This window comes from Plesiocystis pacifica SIR-1 (genome assembly GCF_000170895.1).
GTDB classification, from domain to species: Bacteria; Myxococcota_A; Polyangia; order Nannocystales; family Nannocystaceae; genus Plesiocystis; species Plesiocystis pacifica.
The window spans coordinates 23,762-40,715 of the sequence record NZ_ABCS01000085.1 but is presented as its reverse complement, the minus strand read 5'-3'; the positions used below and the strand labels follow the sequence as shown (position 1 = coordinate 40,715).

The window sequence follows — 16,954 nt, the reverse complement described above, 5'->3', positions numbered from 1 at the left end:
GCCCTCGGCGGCCTCGCCCTCGCCGACGACGACGCAGCGCCCGCTCAGCCGAGACCCGGCGCGGCGCAGGGCGGCGAGCAGGCCCCGGGCGCCGACGACCCCGGGGAGGTCGTTGTTGGCGAAGGGGATCATCGGCTCGCGGCAGCCCGTGGCGAACACCAGGTGGCGCGGGCGGAAGGCGTAGAGGCGCTCGTGGTTCGAGGACTCGCCGCCCTCGCTCGCGGCCACGAGCGCGCGGTCCGGCCCTTCCTCCTCGCCCTCGAGCCCGAGCTTGGGTCCGGGGTAGACCCCGAACACGCCGGTGTCGGCGAGCACGTCTTCGACGGGCGCGAGGGCGGGGGCCTCGGCTCCGAGGGCGGGCGCGGCGCGGAGCTGGGGCCGGTCGAGGCGATCGACGATCGCGTGGTCGATGCCCGCCTCGCGCAAGCGGGCCGCGAGCGCGCGCCCGGCCGGACCCGCGCCGATGATCAGCACGGGCAGCTCGTGGGCGATGTGCTCGCAGCCGCGCTCGCCCACGACCTCGGGGAGCTCGCCGAAGCCCGTGAGGTTGCGGGCGAACTCCTGCATGATCTGGTTGGCGATGCGCGGGCGGACCATCAGGTGGTGGTGGTCCATGCCCTTGACGAAGACCTTGTCCACTATAGCGGTGGGGTCGAGGCGTCGCGGGCGGTAGGTGTTTTGCGAGCTCACGCGCATGCCCTCGCGGACCGGAGTCATGCACGCGCGCACGTTGGGCCGGCCGTCGACGCGGACCAGACAGGTGCCGCAGTCGCCCGCGAGGCAGTAGGCGCCCCGGGGCCGGCGATACTTGGGCGAGCGGCTCGTCATCAGCTCGCCCGCGCCGATCAGCGCCGTCGCGAGGGTGTCCTCGGGGCGCGCCGCGATCAGCGTCTCGTCGAAGCGAATGTGCACGGTTTCCCCGGTCTCCCGGTCCGGCTCCAACAAAGGGCGCGCACGAGTCACGCAGCCTAGTTAGCAGATTCCAGGGGGCGTGGAAGCCCGAAGGTCGGCCCGAACCCGGAAAAGTTCTTGGGCCCGAGGGGTGGCGCAAGGGCCTTCGCTGGGCAACTCCTCGCACACTTGGGCGGGGATCCCTCGGGAGAACCGGGTTTTTGTATGGGCGCGTTCCGAGGGCTCGCTGTTCGAGCCCCGCTCGGGACTAGTTTCGGGGCCCAAAGATGGCGGTTCCGACCCGAACGAGGGTCGCGCCCTCCGCTATGGCGACCTCGAAGTCCGAGCTCATGCCCATGGACAGCTCGCGCAGCAACACCCGCGGGGCCTCGCCCGTGCCCGGGAAGCGGCCGCGCAGATCATCGCGGAGCTCGCGGAGGGCCTGGAACCAGCATCGGGTGTCCTCGGGCGTGCCGGCGGGGGGGATGATCATCAGGCCCAGGCAGCGGACGCTGCCGTGCTCCGCGCGCTCGCAGGCCGCGAGCAGGTCGGGGAGCGCGGCTGGGGCGACGCCGGCCTTTTGCGCCTCCCCGGCGATGGCGACCTCGATGAGCACGTCCTGGACGACGCCGGCGGCGTGGGCCCGGCGATCGATGGCGGTCAACAGCTCGGGGCGATCGACGGTGTGGATCAGCGTCGTCTTGCCGACCAGGTACTTGAGCTTGTTGGACTGGAGCGCGCCGATGTAGTGCCAGCGCGGCGCGTCGTCTCCCGCGGGCGCCCAGTCGCGCTGCTTGTCGCGGAGCTCCTGGGCATAGTTCTCGCCAAAGTCGCGGAGCCCGGCGGCGTGGGCCGCCTCGAGCTTGGCCAGGGGCTGGCGCTTGCTGACGCCGATCAGCCGGACCTCGGGGGCGTCGGCGGCGATGCTTGGGTTGCGCCGGGCCACGGCGGCGTCGAGGCGCGCGCGGATGTCGGCGAGGCGGGCGGGGACGTCGATGGTGGGCATGGCGAGCTCAGCGGGACAGGGCTTCGAGGTGCGCGACGACCTGGGCGAGGGGGAGGCCGACCACGCTCGTGTAGCTCCCCGTGATGCCGGTGACCAGGGCGGCGGCGAGGCCCTGGATGGCGTAGCCCCCGGCCTTGTCGGTCCACTCGCCGGCGTCGAGGTAGGGGCCGATGAAGGCCTCGAAGGCGGCGTCGTCGAGGTGGCGCATGCGGACCTCGGTGGTCTCGCACAGCTGACTGTGCGCGCCGGTGGACAGCTCGACGAAGGCGCAGGCCGTGGTCACGTGGTGGGCACGGCCGGCGGTCAGCGAGCGGAGCATGGCCCGGGCCTCGCCGCGCTCGGCAGGCTTGGCCATGGGCGGCGCCGAGCCGTCGCCCTCGAGCCACACCGTGGTGTCGGCGGCGAGCAGCAAGGTCGGGGATGTCGTCGGGCCGTGCCGCGCCGCGGCGAGCTCGGCCTTGGCCCGGGCCACGCGCTGGACGTAGGCGACGGGGGTCTCGCCCGGGTGCCAGCTCTCGTCGCAGTCGACGGGAGCCAGCTGGCGCTCCCAGCCTGCCCGGGCGAGGAGCTCGGCGCGGCGGGGCGAGGCGGACGCGAGGATCAGCGGCGGGCGCATGGCCGCGAGATGCTCGCCCGAGTTGGGCAGGGGCGCAAATCGGGATCGGGCGCACAGATGGTCTAGACTGCGGCCATGACTCGGCCCGCGAACGTCTCGCCTTGTTCCCTCGCCAGCGTGCTCATCGCGGGGGTCGTCGGCCTGTCCGTGGCCGCGACCGCGGTCCGCGAGGCCCGGGAGGAGCACCGCGAACACGACCGCGCCGCCGCGCCCACGGAGGAGGCGGGCGAGGGGGAGGTCCAGGCCGATGTGCTGCGGGGCTTGTGGATGCGCTACGACCGACGCGGCGAGGGCGACCCGCTGCGCTTTTGGTACTTCCACGGCGACGGCAAGGGGCTGTACCGCTACGGCAAGGTCGGCCTGGCCCACACCCACAGCTTCGACTACGCCGTCGACGGGGACCTGCTCGACCTGCGCTTTCGCAAGTCCGGCGAGCGCCACCACAGCCGCGTCCGCCTCGAGCGCGACGGCGCGGGCGACCAGTGGCTGGTGATCCTCGACGATCCGCGGGAGGCCGGGGCGCGCTACCGCTTTGTGCCCTCGGACCTCGGCGAGGCCTTGACGGATGCGCCCGCGCCCGGGCTCGCGGGGGCGGGGGAGCTCGGCGATCGCATCTGGATCGACTACCGCAACTACGCCACCGGCGGCGCCGGCTTTGCGATGTACCAGCTCGCGGCGCCGGCCATCGACGGCCGCGGCGTGGGCTGGTTCCACCGCGGCGACTTCGACGACTGGAGCACGGAGTCGCTGACCTACCGCGTCGACGGCGAGCGCCTCGAGCTGTTCTTCGACCTCCGCGAAGAGCCCGCGGTCACGCCCTTCGCCCTGGTCGCCGACGAGGACGGGGCGCGCACGCTGGTGCTCGACGCGGATCCCCGGGACTACTGGGCGCGCCACGTCTACAACGACGGCGGGCGCTCCTTCGGCACGCAGGCCTTCGGGGCCGTCGAGGCGGTGCGGGCCTTCGAGGCCTCGCTGCAGGCGGACTGAAAGCCCCGCGGGTCCCGGCCGACGAGGGAGCATGCCGCGCTCCCTCGCCCTCGCCGCCTTCGCCTGCCTCAGCCTCGGGTGCCTGCCCGAGCCGACCGTCGACCTCGACGGACCCCGCGTGGTGACCAGCACCCTCGACGCGGGCGCCGTCGCCGTGCCCGTCTTGCCCGAGCTCGCGCTCGCGTTCAGCGAGCCCCTCGACCCGACCTCGCTGCACCGGGGCAGCGTCGCGCTGATCCCCTGGGAACTCGGCGAGGACTGCGAGCACACGCCGGTGTGCGCGGAGGGGCTGTGCGTGGCGGGCCGCTGCCAGACGGATCCGGTGCGCTCGGCGGTGCTCTCGGACCTCGAAGACGGGGAGTACCTCGGCGAGGACGACCCCCAATTCGAGCTCGCGCTCTCGGCCGAGGGCACCCGCGCGACGCTGACCCTCGGGCGGGCCCTCGACGCGGGGCGGCGCTACAGCCTGGTCCTCGGCGCGGGCGTGCGCGACCGGGGCGGCGCGGGGCTGCTCGGCGGCGGCGGAGGGACGCCGGGCCCGTGGCTGCGCGTGCTGTCTACGGCGCGGGCGGGCAGCGGCGGGCCGGAGCCGCGCCTGGTCTCGCCGGCCCCCGGGCGCGAGGGCGTGCCGACGAACCTCGGCCGCGTCGAGCTGAGCTTCTCGCCGCCCGTGCCGTTGCCGGGATCCGAGAGCGGGGCGAGCGTCGAGCTCGAGGCCGAGGACGGCGGACCCGGGGTGATCCTCGAAGCGCCCGAGCCCTGCCCAGGCTGGGTCCCCGGCGCGTGCTTGCGCCTGCGACCCCGCACCCTGCTGCGCCCCGGCGTTCGCTATCGGCCCGCGGGGGGCAGCCTCGTCGATCGTCTCGGTCGGCCCGTCGTGCGCCCGAGCGCGGCCAACGAGGGCTGGTTCGCCACGGGGGAGGGGCCCGACCTCGACGCGCCGGGCTTCGTCGTGGCCGGCGCGGACGAGACGCGGGGTCGCTGCGTGGTCCTGGAGGTGACGGTGTCCGAGCCCGTGCGCGCGCGCCTGGAGGTCGGGGAGGCCTCGATCGTCGCCGAGCTCCCCGAGGGTCTGTCGGTCCTGGGCGCGGCGGCCGAGGCGAGCGGCGTGGGCGAGGCGCTCCCGTGGACCCTCGAGCTCGAGGACGCGGCGGGGAACTGGGCCCGCGCGGGCGGTGCTGCCGTCGCCGGCCCGAGCTTCGACCCCGCGGTACCCGAAGGCCTGCGCATCTCGGAGATCCTCGCCAACCCCCTCGGCCCCGAGCCCCACGCCGAGTTCGTCGAGCTGGCCCTCGCCGCCGACGCCCCCGGGCCCGTGGAGCTGGCCGGGCTGATCCTCAGCGACCGGAGCATGGCGGAGATGCGCGCGGCCTCACTGGCCGGGGAGGCGATCCCCGGGGACTCCTTGCCGGCCATGGCGCTCGCGCCCGGGGAGCTGGCCGTGGTCGTCGCGCAGGGCTGGGCGCCGGGCTTGGGGGACGATCCCCCGCCGCCTCCGGGAGCGAAGCTCGTCGTGGTCGACGGTAGCCTCGGCGAGGGCGGCCTCAAGAACGCGGGGGAGCCGCTGACGCTGTGGATGCCGGGGCCCGAGGGGCCGATCTCCATCTCGAGCTACGGGAACTGGATCGACCCGAGCGCGGCGGCCCACGCCGGGCGGAGCGTGGTTGCGACGCCCGCCAGCGACGGCTGCGATCTGCCCGCGCACCCGCCCCGCTGGCGCTCCCATCCCCTGGGCTCCGCGTCACCGGGCCGCTCACCCTGAGCCGCCGGGCTTTTGCCATCGAGCCGCGAGTGCCGGATGCTTGGCGGACATGCCGATCGACGACCAGGGCTCCGAGCCGCCCGAGCGAGGCCGCGGCCCCGCCCGCCAGCAAGCTCGCCCGCAGCTCGACAAGGTCGAGGGCGTCGTCGAGCGGACCGTCTACCACAACGTCGACTCGCGCTGGACCGTGCTGCGGGTCCACGTCGAGGGCGAGCTGGGCCTGGTGACCATGGTCGGGCGCACGCCCGGGGTCGAGGACGGCGGCGAGGTCGTGGCCCGGGGACGCTGGACGGTGCACCCCACCCACGGGCGCCAGTTCCAGCTCGAGCACATCGAGCTGGCCCGGCCCACGACCACGGCGCAGATCGTCGCGCGGCTCAAGACCTACCCGGGCATCCGCGAGGTCATGGCCGAGCGCATCGTCCGGCGCTTCGGCGCGGACACCCTCGACATCCTCGACACCGACGCCGACCGCCTGCTCGAGGTCTCGGGCCTGGGCCAAAAGACCCTCGACAGCATCACCGCCTACCACGAGACCCGCCAGGGGCCCGTGGCCGAGCTCGAGAATCGTCTGCTCGAGCTCGAGGTCTCGCCGCGCCTGGGCCTGAGCCTGCACCGGCGCTACGGCGACCAGGCCATGGCGATGCTGGTCCACCACCCCTACCGCCTCGCGCGGGAGGTCAAGGGCATCGGCTTCCAGACCGCCGACCGCATCGCCCGAGCCCTGGGCGTGGACCTCGACAGCGACGAGCGCGTCGACGCGGGCATCGTGCACGCCCTCGAGAAGGCCAAGAACGACGGACACTGCGCGCTGCCGCCGGGCAGCTTGCTGGACCAGGCGCGCTCGATCCTCTCGCTGCCCGAGGCGCGCATCGAGGCCGGCATCGATCGCCTCATCGACGCCGGCGACCTGATCCCGCGGCTGCGGCCAGAGTCGGGCTTCCACTCGGGGGAGAAGGGCTCGGGGGGCCCAAAGCCGGCGGGCGGCCCCGACGAGCTCTACTTCCTCGAGCGCTTCGACGAGGCCGAGACCAACCTCGTCGCGGCCCTGCTCGCCCTCGCCAGCGCCCCGAGCGAGGCCTGGCCCGTGGGCGAGCTGCCCGACCACCTCAGCGAGGGCCAGCGCCGGGCCGTCGAGGCCGTGGCGCGCTGCGGGGTCACGATCCTCACCGGCGGTCCGGGCACGGGCAAGAGCACCGTGGTCGCCAACGTGCTCAACGTCGCCAAGGCGGCCCTGGTCCCGATCATGCTCGCCGCGCCCACGGGCCGGGCGGCCAAGCGCCTCGAGCAGACCACCGGCGAGGCCGCGCGCACGGTCCACCGCCTGCTCGAGGTCCAGGGCGAGACCGGCGAGTTCAAGCACTGCGCCAACGACCCGCTGCCGCCGGGGCTGGTGGTCATCGACGAGAGCTCGATGCTCGACCTCGAGCTCGCCGAGGCGCTGATCACCTCGCTGACCGCCGACAACCGCCTGCTGCTCGTCGGCGACGCGGATCAGCTGCCCTCCGTGGGCCCGGGCAACGTGCTCCGCGACCTGATCCGCGCCGCCGAGACCCTCGGCGAGCGGGGGGGCGAGCTGGAGGTCCCCGTGGTCCGCCTCGACCGGATCTTTCGCCAGCAAGAGGGCTCGACCATCGTCCTCAACGCCCACCACGTGCTGTCGGGGCGCCCGCTGGCCCCCGACGGGGCCGATCGCGGCAAGGCCGGGGAGTTCTTCGTGCTCCGGGCCCCGGACGCCGAGCGGACCCACGCCAAGATCGTCGAGATGGCCGCCGAGCGCATCCCCGCCGCCTTTGGCCTGGACCGCATCACCGAGGTCCAGGTGCTGTGCCCCATGCACAAGGGTCGCGCGGGCACGGAGGCCTTCAACCGCGCGCTCCAGGCCCGCTACACCGGCGACCGCGAGTGCCTCGAGGCCCCGGGAGCGGGGCGGGGCAAGGGCGGCGACGGGCGGGTGTTTCGCCTGGGCGATCGGGTCATGCAGATCCGCAACGACTACGACCGCGGCGTGTTCAACGGCGACATCGGCGTGGTCCTGCGCATGGACCAGAGCGCCGCCAACGGGGCCGGCACGATGACCGTCGACTTCGAGGGCAGCCTCTCGACCTACGAGCGCAAGGACCTGGGCTCCCTGCGCCTGGCCTACGCCATCTCGATCCACAAGAGCCAGGGCAGCGAGTTCCCGGCCGTGCTCATCCCCATGCTCACCGAGCACCACGTGATGCTCCGCCGCAACCTGCTGTACACGGCGATGACCCGGGCGCGGCGGCTGTGCGTGCTCGTGGGCGACCCGCGGGCCATCGAGCGGGCGATCCGTCGGGCCGACGCGGCGCACCGGTGGACGGGGCTGGCCGAGCGGACCATCGCCATGGCGACCCTGGAGTGGGACGGCGGGGGAGGGGCGGAGGCGGACCTGGGGATGGGCGAGGCGCTGTTCGGGGACGCGGGCGAGGACGCCGGTGAGCTCGACTCGGAGGACCTGCCGCTGTGAGCTGCACGCGAATCCTGGGCATCGATCCGGGCACGCGGGTCGTCGGCTACGCCCTCGTCGAGGTCCCGACGCGGTCCAAGTCCAGCGCGGGTCCCGGGCCCGCCCGCTTCGACTACGTCGAGTGCGGGGTCCTGCGCGCCAGGGCCCGGGACGAGATGCACGTGCGCCTGGTCGAGATCGCCAGCGGCCTGCGCGAGCTCCTCGCTGAGTTTCAGCCCCACGAGCTCGCCATCGAGCGGGCCTTCCACGGCCTCAACGCGGCCAGCGCCCTGACCCTCGCCGAGGCCCGGGGCGCGTTCAAGCTCATCGCCCTCGAGCACGGGCTGAGCGTGGCCGAGTACGCCCCGGCGATGATCAAGCGGGCCGTGACCGGGCGAGGCCGGGCGACCAAGGCCGAGGTCCAGGCCCGGGTCCAGCTATTGTGCCGGCTGGCCAAGGAGCCCCAGGCCGACGCCGCGGACGCCCTGGCCACGGCCATCTGCCACGTACAAGCGCGGCGCTTGTCGGGCGTCACCGAGGCGACGCCCGCAAAGGCAAAAGTGAAGGCAAAAGCGAGGAAATCCCCATGATTGGTTGGCTATCCGGAGTCGTGAAGCACCGCGACCCCGCCTCGGGCGTCGTCATCCTCGACGTCAAGGGCGTGGGCTACGAGCTCTTCGTATCCATTCAAACCCTCGCGGGCGTGCCCGCCGAAGGGGACGAGGTCGAGCTGTGGGTGCACACCAACGTGCGCGAGGACGCGATCACCTTGTTCGGCTTCGCCGAGGCCGAGGAGCGCCTGCTGTTCCGCATGCTGACCTCCGTGCCGAAGGTCGGCCCGCGCAACGCCGTCGCCGTGCTCGGCGGCTTCCCGGCCATCGAGCTGCTCGAGACCATCGCGGCCAAGGACAGCGCCAAGCTGGTCAAGATCCCCGGCATCGGCAAGAAGACCTCCGAGCAGATCGTGCTGACCCTGGGGGACAAGGTCGTGACCTTGCTCGAGCTGCTGCGCGCGCAGCGGGGCGGTGAGCCCGGGACCCAAGCCGAGCTCCTGCCCGCCGAGGCGCCGGACTTTGGCACGGAGGCCCGGGAGGTGCTGTTGAGCCTGGGCTGGAAGGGCCGCGCCGTCGAGAAGGCGCTGGTCGCCGTGGAGGCCGAGCTCGCCGAAGGGGCCAACGTGCAGCTGGACGCCCTCGTGCGCATGACCCTGGCCAAATTGATGGAGCGCTGAACTCTGCTCTACCCCCGCAGGCATTTGAAGACCGGGGGCGCTTCGTCGCTATCCGCTCCTCCGCTTTGGCTTGGTGGGCAATGGGGTTCGTGCCTTCGAGAGGGCTGGTGGTCGCCCCCGCGAGCGGGGGCGTGGATTCGTTGACAGCCCCTGAGCTCTGCTTTGCCCCCACGGAGGTCCGGGGACCCCGTAGAAGTCGCCCACCCCGGCCACGCCGGGACCCATGATCCAGGAAAGCGTCGTCCACGGACTCAGCTGGCGTTGAACCCGTGGGCGGCTGCCTTTCTCGGTAGGGGCGAACTTTTTTGCGTCCGCCAGGGGAGCTCTGCGTCTGCCAGGACATGCAGACCTCAGCCGTCACCTTCGCCACCAAGATGCGCGCCCACGTCGCCCTCGCGTCCGCGGACGTCGAGCGCTCCATCGCCTTTTACTCCGAGCTGTTCGAGACCGAGCCGACCAAGGTGCGCCGGGCGGTGGTCGAGGCTGGCGAGGACGCTGCCGTCGCGAGCGGGACCGCCATCTACGCCAAGTTCGAGCTCGCCGAGCCGCCCCTGAACCTGACCCTCAATTTCGCCAAGGACGCGCCCAAGCAGCGCTCGCCCGCGCACTTCGGCGTCCAGGTCAAGTCCACGGGCGAGGTCATGACCAAGCGCGCGACCATGGCCCGGGCTGGCTTTGCCGCCCGCGCCGAGGTCGGGGTGGGCTGCTGCTACGCCGTCCAGGACAAGGTATGGTTCGAGGACCCCGACGCGAACGCGTGGGAGGTGTTCGTCGTGACCGAGGCCGACATCCCCGAGCACAGCCGCCCCGCGGTCTCCGTCGAGGGCACGGCGGGCGTCGGCATCGAGGCCTCGACGGACGAGGCCTGCTGCTCACCCGGGTGCTGCGCATGACCGAGGCCCTGGCCAGCCCCAGCGGGGCGGACGCGGTCGCCGAGTCGACCTGGCGCCGCGTCCACGCCAACCTGCGCGCCTTCCTGGGCGCGCGGGTCTCCGATCGTCAGCTCGCCGAGGACCTGACCCAGGAGGTGGTGCTGCGCATGCACGAGCGCCGGGAGCAGCTGCGCGACGAAGAGCGCCTCGACGCCTGGGCCTTTCGCATCGCCCGCAACGTGCTCATCGACCACCGCCGCCGCCACGTCCCGCCGTCGGTGAGCGCCGACGACGAGGCCCTCGGCTTGGGCCTGCCCTCGGAGCTCGACCGCGCCATCGAGGCGGACGACCGCGCGCCCCGCTTTCTCGGCGCGTGGGTGCGCCAGCGCATCACCACGCTGCCCCCGAAGATGCGCGCGGCCCTCGAGCTGACCGAGCTCGAGGGCCTGAGCCAGCGCGAGGCCGCCGAGCGCCTGGGCGTGCCGCTGTCGACCCTCAAGTCCCGGGTTCAGCGCGGGCGCGAGCGGCTGCACGCCGAGCTGCTGGCGTGTTGCGCCGTGGAGCTCGACGCGCGCGGCCGGGTCACGGACTTCGCCCCGCGCGGCTGCGGGCCGTGCGGGTGCGACTGAGAGCTCGAGAAGGATCAAAAGGGCACGCCGAGCACGCCGCACAGCCAGCCCACGTAGGGCGCCGAGGTAGCGAAGCGCTCGGCGATGCGGTCGACGCTGCCCGGGCCGAGCAGGTCGCCGATGCTCAGGTCGCACACGGCGATGTGGTCCTTGCGCTTGATGTCCTCGATCAGCGGGTGCTCGGCGTCGAAGCCCCGGGGCGGGCGCTTGAGGCTGTCGCCGCCCAGGCGCCAGTGCTCGCGGAAGCGCGCGTCGTCGCGGGCCGCCGTCCAGGCCCCGTCGTCTTCGGCGATGGCCGCACGCAGCTGCGCGAGGGCGGAGCTCTCCGGGCGCCAGGTGCCCGCGCCGAGGAACACGCCCTCGTTGTCCATGTGCACGTAAAAGCCCGGCGCGTGCACGTCCTTGCCGACCTCGTGGCGGAACTGGATGCCGAGGTTGGTCTTGTAGGGGGTCTTGTCCTTGGAGAAGCGGACGTCGCGATAGATGCGCATCAGCGAGCCGCCGACCTTCTTGTCCGAGGCGACGAAGTGTCCGCTGATCTCGGCGAGCCTCGGGCCCATGGCGCGGACGAAGGCCAGCGCGGGTTCGCGGACTTGCTCCTCGTAGCGCGCCTTGTTGGCCTCGAACCAGTCGCGGTCGTTGTTCATGGACAGCTCCGCGAAGAACTCGAGCAAGCCCGGGCCGAAGCCTCGGAAGTCTCCGCTGGCGGCTGCGGGGGCCTTCTTCTTGGCGGTCGACTTCTTCTTCTTGGTGGCCTTCTTCTTGGCGGTCGCCTTCTTTTTGGCGGGGGCCTTCTTCTTGGCGGGGGCCTTCTTCTTGGCGGGGGCCTTCTTCTTGGCGGGGGCCTTCTTCTTGGCGGGGGCCTTCTTCTTGGCGGGGGCCTTCTTCTTGGCGGTCGCCTTCTTCTTGGCGGTCGCCTTCTTCTTGGCGGTCGACTTCTTCTTGGTGGCCTTCTTCTTGGTGGCCTTCTTCTTGGTGGCCTTCTTCTTGGTGGCCTTCTTCTTGGTGGCCTTCTTCTTGGTGGCCTTCTTCTTGGTGGCCTTCTTCTTGGTGGCCTTCTTCTTGGTGGCCTTCTTCTTGGCGACCTTCTTCTTGGCGACCTTCTTCTTGGCGACCTTCTTCTTGGCGACCTTCTTCTTCGAAGCCTTCTTCTTCGCGCGAGCCATGGGACCCTCCTTCGCTCCCATGATGCACCGCGCCCGGATCAGCCGTCGAGCGCTAGCCCCGGGCGCGGGCGAGGAGGGCCGCCCGGGCGGCGTCGTGATCGGAGAAGGGCGTGCGCTCCTTCCCGCGGATCTGGTCGCGCTCGTGGCCCTTGCCGGCGACGATGACGAGGTCCCCGGGCTGGGCTTCGGCGATGGCGAGGGCGATGGCCTGGCCCCGATCGAGCTCGACGACGTGGGGGTGTCCAGCCGGGATGCCTGCGCACACTTGCCGGGCGATGTCCGACGGATCTTCGTCCCGCGGGTTGTCGGTGGTGACGAAGATCCGGTCGGCCACGCTGGCGGCGAGGCCCAGGGGGGCGCGCTTGCTGGGGTCGGCGCTGCCTCCAGCCCCAAACACGACGAAACAGCGTCCCGGGTGGAGCTCTCGGGCGCAGCGCAGCACGAGCTCCAGGGCCTCGGGGGTGTGGGCGTAGTCGATCACGACGCGCGGGAGGCGGGCGCGGGCCTCGGCGTCGAGCTCGGGGAGGGCGAGGAGCTCGAAGCGACCCACGGGCGGCTCGCACTCGGCGATGGCGGCGGCCGCTGGGGCGGCGGGCAGGCCGAGGGCGAGGGCCGCGAGCAGGGCCGCGGCCGCGTTCTCGGTCTGGAAGCGGGGGAGGGCGCGGAGGGTCAGGGTGGACGGGAGCGCGGATCCGGCGGGCAAGGAGCAGTCGACGCGCAGGCGCTGGCCGGTCCAGGCGCTGCGGGGCTCGGGCGGCTCGCCCGGTGAGCTGGGGAGGGTCGAGAGGCGCAGATCGACGGGGCGATCTTCGGCCCGGCCCGGCCCGGCGAACCACAGCGCCTGCACGCCCTCGGGCAGGACCTCGGCGACGAGGGCGTGGGTGGGGTCGTCGGCGTTGAGCACCGCGAAGCCGCCAGGGGGCAGGGACAGGAACAGCTGGGCCTTGCTGGCGAGGTAGTGCTCGTAGCTCCCGTGGGCGCGGAGGTGGTCGTGGCCGAGGTTGGTGAACACGCCGACGCGAAACGGCCACGCGGTCGCAAAGCCGATGGCGAGGGTGGTCGAGGTGGCCTCGATCGCGGCGAAGCGCGGGCCCGGCTCGTCGCGGAGCTGGCCGAGGTGGCGCAGGAAGGCGCGGTGGTTCTCGGGCGGGGGGCCGCCGTGCTCGCGCAGCGGAGCGGAGCCGTCGGGGTCGCAGCGCAGGATGGAGGCGTCGACGGTGGTCACCCGAGCCGTCGGGCCGCCCCCGGCCCGGGCCATGGCCGCGGCCAGAAAGCGCGTCGTCGAGGTCTTGCCGTCGGTCCCGGTGACCCCAACCGAGACGATGTCCTCGGCCCAGCTCGGCGGCGGCGGGTAGGGGTTGTGCATTCCTTGGAGCTCAGCGGTGGGAGAGGTCCGTGATGCAAAAGTCCGTCTCGCAGAACTCCTGGATGCACGCTGCCGCGGAGGCGCGGTGGCGCGGGCGGATGGCCGAGAGCGCGCGCTGGCAGGTGAAGGTCTCCACGCTGCCGCCGCAGCTCGAGCTGACGGTGTCGCAGGTCGCTCGGGTGTCGGCCTCGATGCACGCGGCCTGCATGCCGACCTGGGTGCAGTCGTTCCAGACCCGCCACGAGCAGATGCCCTGGCTGCCGGACTGCTCGAGCATGCACTCGATGGCGGCGTTGGCCGGGCGCGGCTGGAGGAAGGCCGGGAAGGAATTGCACAGCCGGAAGGTGTCGTCGAAGCTCTCGCAGTGCCCGGCTGGGGCCTCGAGGTTGCGGCAGGTCATCAGCTGGGGCGGCGACTCGTCGCAGCTGGTCGGCGCGCTGACGTCCTGGCTGCCCGGGGGGATCTCGAGCCACACAGACGGCGGCGACTCGCCGTCGCGGGTCTCGTCGGGGCCCGCGTCCGTCGCCCGCCCGCTGGGCTCGGCGGCGACGAGGGCCGGGTTGGAGCCGGGGTCGTCGCTGGGCGTGCTCGGCTGGGCGACCTGGCTCTGGTTGCAGGCCGCGGCGAGGGAGGCGGTCAGCAGCATGAATCGGGAGCGATCGATGTCCATTGCGGCGGGCACAGCATACGCGCGCCCGCGGCCGAACATTCGCGTTTCGCCAAGAACGCGCCGAGAGCCCAACTAGTGCGCATCGCGCGCGGGCTCAGGGCGGACTCGGGGCCGTCTCGAAGGAGCGGATGGCGACAGAGCACCCCAGCCTGAGGGCGCCCAGCGATGAGATGATCTTCACCCCCGCTAGACGACGCCTCGTAGTGATGCGGTGACCTTCACCCCGGCAGACCACGCCCCCGCGAGCGGGGGCGACTCAATGCCCATGCCAAGGCACGAACCCCATTGCCCACCAGCCAAAGCGGAGGAGCGGACAGCGACGAAGCGCCCCCGGTCCGAGGGCGCTCGTGGGGGCATGACAGAGAGCGCCCCCGGTCCGAGGCGATTGTGGGGGTATTTCAGTACGCGGACAGCTCGTCGAGGGTGCGCAGCTCGAGCTCGCCGAGCTGGGCGAGGGCGGCCATGTCCATGCGCTGGGTGTCACCCACGAGCACCACGGCGGCGCCAGCTTGCCCCAGCGGCGCGGCGAACTCGAGCAGCTCGGCCAGGCCCAGCTGGCGCAGCTCGGCGAGCAGGCGCGGGCGGGGGTCCTCGTCGAGGCCGCGCAGGCGCCAGTCCTCGGCGTTGAAGCCGTAGCCGCGAAAGCGCACCCGGGCGTTGACGAGCTTCTCGATGGCGGCGCCTCGGGCTCGCTCGAAGCGGCGTTCCTGGACAGGCAGCTCGCGCATCAGCCCCATGAGCACGGCCACGGCCTCGGCGGCGCGGTCGGGGCGGCTCGCGGCGCTGGCCCAAAACAGGTTGCGGTCACCCAGGCGCGCGCCCATGGACATGCCGCCGTGGGCCGAGTAGGCCAGGCCCCGGGCCTCGCGGACCTCTTGGAAGATCAGCCCGGCCTGGCCGCCGACGTACTCGGAGTAGAGCCGGTAGCGCGGGGAGCGGGTCGGGTCGTAGGGCTCGCCCGGGAGGTAGAGGCCGATCTTGGCCTGGGCGGCCTCGTGGTGGACGACGAATACGCGCGTGCCGGTGAGCGGGGCGAACTCGGTGGCCTGGTAGTCCGGCGAAGGCAGCGGCGCGGGGCGGGTCTGCGGGGTCCCCTGGTCGTAGCCGAGGATCGCCAGGAGCTCGTCGACGCCGTGGGGCCCGGCGTAGACGCAGACCTCCTCGTAGGCGGCGAGCTTGGCCGAGGCCGCGCGCAGCTCGTCGAGCTCGAGGGCGAGGACCTGCTCGTTGGTCAGGGCCTCGGCCAGGAAGGGGCTCCGCTCGCCCCGCAGCGCCCACTGCTTGAGCACGCGGAACTTGAACTCGGCGGTCTCGCGCCGCTGGGTCCGCTTGCTGACCACGTCCTCGGCCCAGCGCTGGCGCTCGCCCTCGGTCAGCGCGGGCTCGGCCAGGCGGGCCTCGACCTTGCGCAGCACGGGGGCGAGCACGGGGGCGCGCCCGGCCATGCTCAGGTCCGTCGACTGGCGCCGGCAGTCCACGCTGACCGCGGCCGCGCTGTGGAACAGGTAGCGGCGGTAGCCGGCCAGGTCGAGCGCGCCGACGCCGGCCCGGGTCCACAGCGCCAGGCCCTTGGCGAGGACCGGGTCGTGGCGCGAGCCGATGTAGCGCCGGAAGGTCAGCTGGGCCAGATCGTTGTTGGGGTTGTCGCTGTGGTAGAGCCGGCCCCGGGGCGTCTCGACGCACTGGTAGTGCTCGCCGCGGCGCAGGATCTGGACCCCGAGCTCGTCCACGGGCAGGGCGCGGACGCGGTGGTAGAGGGCGGAGTGGGCCTCGGCGTCGACGCTCAGCTCGCTCAGGCCGAACACGGGGATCTTGGCGACCTCGGGCTCGCCCTCGACGCGCCGGGCGACGACGCGCTCGGGCCCGAGCCAGCGCCGGGCGGCGTCGACGACCTGGTCCCGGCCGATGGTCGCCAGCCGGGCGATGCGGTTGCGGATCGCCGACCACGGCTGGTCGTAGATGAAGGCGTCGAGCATCAGCCCGGCCTGGGCCGCGTTGCTCTCGAGCTGGCGCAGCTCCCCGACCTCGAAGTTGGCGATCAGCGCGCGCAGATCCGCGGTCTCGAAGTCGCCGGCGCGCAGGGCCTCGACCTGCTCGTCGAGCAAGGCCTCGACCTCGTCGAGGCTCTGCCCGGCCCGCGGCCGCCCCCACACGGTCTGGCTCCCGCCCTGGAGCCGAAAGCGCGGGAAGGAGCCGGCGTCGCGGACCTTCTGGGGCTGGGTCAGGCGGGTGTCGAGCAGGCCCGTGGCGCTGTTGTCGAGCATCATGTCGGCGAGCAGCAGGGCCTCGGCGTCGGGGTGGGTGCGGGCCACGGTCCGCCACACGATGCGCACCTCGGGGTCGCCCCGGTGGGTGATCTGCACGCGCTGCTCGGCCTTCGCCATGGCCCCGAAGGGGTGGGCGCGCTCGGGCAGGGCGCGGGCCTCGAGGCCGCCGAAGTGGGTACGGATGAGCTCGAGGGTGCGCGCCGGGTCCAGATCGCCGGCGAGGATCACCGCCATGTTGTTGGGCACGTACCAGCGGCGGAAGAAGGCCTCGGTCTCGGCGATGGACGGGGTCAGCAGGTGCCCGACCTCGCCGAGGACGTCGCGGGCGTAGGGGTGGTCGACGAAGATCCGCGACGCGACCTCCCGGGCCAGGGCTCGGTTGGCGTTGTCGAGGGCCCGGTTCTTTTCCTCGATGATGGTCTCGAGCTCCGTCGGGAAGCCGCGGAACACGGGGTGGCGGAAGCGGTCGCCCTCGAGGGTCGCCCACGCCTCGATGCGGTTGCTGGGGATGTCGACCGTGTAGATGGTGCGGTCGTGGGAGGTCATCGCGTTGAGCCCGCGGGCGCCCATGAGCCCGTAGGCCTGCTTGAGCTCGTTGGCGATGGCGTAGGCGTTGGCGCTGACGCTGGCCTCGTCGATCTTGGCGAGCAGGCGCGCGCGGGCCTCGGGCTCTCGGCCCTCCTCGCCGCGCAGGCGCTCGTAGAGCTCGCGCAGGGCGTCGAGGTGGGGGCGCTCGGCGGCGGCGTCCTTGGTCCCGAGCTCGACGCTGCCCTTGTTGGCCAGCATGTGCTCGAGGTAGTGGGCCAGGCCCGTGGCGTGGGCGGGCTCTTGCGCCGCGCCGGCCCGGACGGCGATGCGACAGGCGATCCACGGCTCGTCGTGGTTCTCGGCGAGGTAGACCCGCAGTCCATTGTCGAGGGTGTGGACGGCGACGGCCATCTCGGGGACGGGCAGGGGAGTGTCGGGCACGCTCGTGCCAGGCTAGTGTTCCTGGACCTCGGTCCGCAACCACCCCCAA

General features: G+C 72.8%; 14 protein-coding genes and 1 pseudogene. 7 read left to right on the top strand and 8 right to left on the bottom strand.

Features of this window, described 5'->3' with window-relative positions; translation table 11 throughout:
• The 4 genes and pseudogenes from PPSIR1_RS44365 to PPSIR1_RS31165 form a co-directional block, all read right to left on the bottom strand.
• Positions 1–639, bottom strand: a 639-nt coding sequence (locus PPSIR1_RS44365; protein WP_232296572.1) for an FAD-dependent monooxygenase, incomplete at its 3' end; no start/stop codon positions are given.
• A gap of 48 nt (positions 640–687) precedes the next feature.
• Positions 688–912, bottom strand: a pseudogene (locus PPSIR1_RS51345) ((2Fe-2S)-binding protein); the annotation flags it as partial.
• Positions 913–1,159: 247 nt separating this feature from the next.
• The gene (locus PPSIR1_RS31170) at positions 1,160–1,897 is read right to left on the bottom strand and encodes a YggS family pyridoxal phosphate-dependent enzyme (RefSeq protein ID WP_006975215.1); all 738 of its coding nucleotides are present in this window, start codon (positions 1,895–1,897) and stop codon (positions 1,160–1,162) included.
• Between the two features lie 7 nt (positions 1,898–1,904).
• Positions 1,905–2,513, bottom strand: coding sequence for a Maf family protein (locus PPSIR1_RS31165; protein WP_006975214.1), 609 nt, complete (start codon positions 2,511–2,513; stop codon positions 1,905–1,907).
• Positions 2,514–2,588: 75 nt separating this feature from the next.
• On the opposite strand from PPSIR1_RS31165, the gene PPSIR1_RS31160 reads away from it, so the two are divergent.
• From PPSIR1_RS31160 to PPSIR1_RS31130, 7 genes are all read left to right on the top strand, one after another.
• Complete coding sequence (locus PPSIR1_RS31160) at positions 2,589–3,503, top strand: hypothetical protein (RefSeq protein WP_157596154.1); 915 nt, start codon at positions 2,589–2,591, stop codon at positions 3,501–3,503.
• A gap of 31 nt (positions 3,504–3,534) precedes the next feature.
• Positions 3,535–5,265 carry an Ig-like domain-containing domain gene (locus PPSIR1_RS31155; RefSeq protein WP_006975212.1) on the top strand — a complete coding sequence of 577 codons (1,731 nt, stop codon included), beginning with the start codon at positions 3,535–3,537 and terminating at the stop codon, positions 5,263–5,265.
• Between the two features lie 49 nt (positions 5,266–5,314).
• The gene (gene recD2 / locus PPSIR1_RS31150; protein WP_006975211.1) at positions 5,315–7,756 is read left to right on the top strand and encodes an SF1B family DNA helicase RecD2; all 2,442 of its coding nucleotides are present in this window, start codon (positions 5,315–5,317) and stop codon (positions 7,754–7,756) included.
• Entirely contained in the window at positions 7,753–8,325 is a 573-nt protein-coding gene (gene ruvC / locus PPSIR1_RS31145) for a crossover junction endodeoxyribonuclease RuvC (RefSeq protein ID WP_006975210.1), read from the top strand. The genes recD2 and ruvC overlap by 4 nt, the downstream gene beginning before the upstream one ends.
• Positions 8,326–8,345: 20 nt before the next feature.
• Positions 8,346–8,966: a Holliday junction branch migration protein RuvA gene (ruvA, locus tag PPSIR1_RS31140; RefSeq protein WP_006975209.1), complete on the top strand. Its 621-nt coding sequence runs from the start codon at positions 8,346–8,348 to the stop codon at positions 8,964–8,966.
• Positions 8,967–9,307: 341 nt separating this feature from the next.
• The gene (locus PPSIR1_RS31135) at positions 9,308–9,859 is read left to right on the top strand and encodes a VOC family protein (RefSeq protein ID WP_006975208.1); all 552 of its coding nucleotides are present in this window, start codon (positions 9,308–9,310) and stop codon (positions 9,857–9,859) included.
• Positions 9,856–10,467, top strand: coding sequence for a sigma-70 family RNA polymerase sigma factor (locus tag PPSIR1_RS31130; RefSeq protein WP_045117130.1), 612 nt, complete (start codon positions 9,856–9,858; stop codon positions 10,465–10,467). Before PPSIR1_RS31135 ends, PPSIR1_RS31130 begins: the two co-directional genes overlap by 4 nt.
• A gap of 14 nt (positions 10,468–10,481) precedes the next feature.
• Here PPSIR1_RS31130 and PPSIR1_RS50405 read toward each other — a convergent pair whose 3' ends face one another.
• The 4 genes from PPSIR1_RS50405 to PPSIR1_RS50875 all read right to left on the bottom strand — a co-directional run bounded on the left by PPSIR1_RS50405 (position 10,482) and on the right by PPSIR1_RS50875 (position 16,905).
• Positions 10,482–11,141: a DUF2461 domain-containing protein gene (locus PPSIR1_RS50405; RefSeq protein WP_269744737.1), complete on the bottom strand. Its 660-nt coding sequence runs from the start codon at positions 11,139–11,141 to the stop codon at positions 10,482–10,484.
• A 544-nt stretch (positions 11,142–11,685) separates the two neighbouring features.
• Positions 11,686–12,999 (bottom strand): Mur ligase family protein, encoded by a 1,314-nt coding sequence (locus PPSIR1_RS31120; RefSeq protein ID WP_006975205.1) that lies wholly within the window; start codon positions 12,997–12,999, stop codon positions 11,686–11,688.
• Positions 13,000–13,009: 10 nt separating this feature from the next.
• Positions 13,010–13,669: a hypothetical protein gene (locus tag PPSIR1_RS31115; protein WP_006975204.1), complete on the bottom strand. Its 660-nt coding sequence runs from the start codon at positions 13,667–13,669 to the stop codon at positions 13,010–13,012.
• 398 nt (positions 13,670–14,067) lie between these two features.
• Complete coding sequence (locus PPSIR1_RS50875) at positions 14,068–16,905, bottom strand: M16 family metallopeptidase (RefSeq protein WP_157596153.1); 2,838 nt, start codon at positions 16,903–16,905, stop codon at positions 14,068–14,070.
• Between the last annotated feature and the right edge of the window lie 49 nt (positions 16,906–16,954).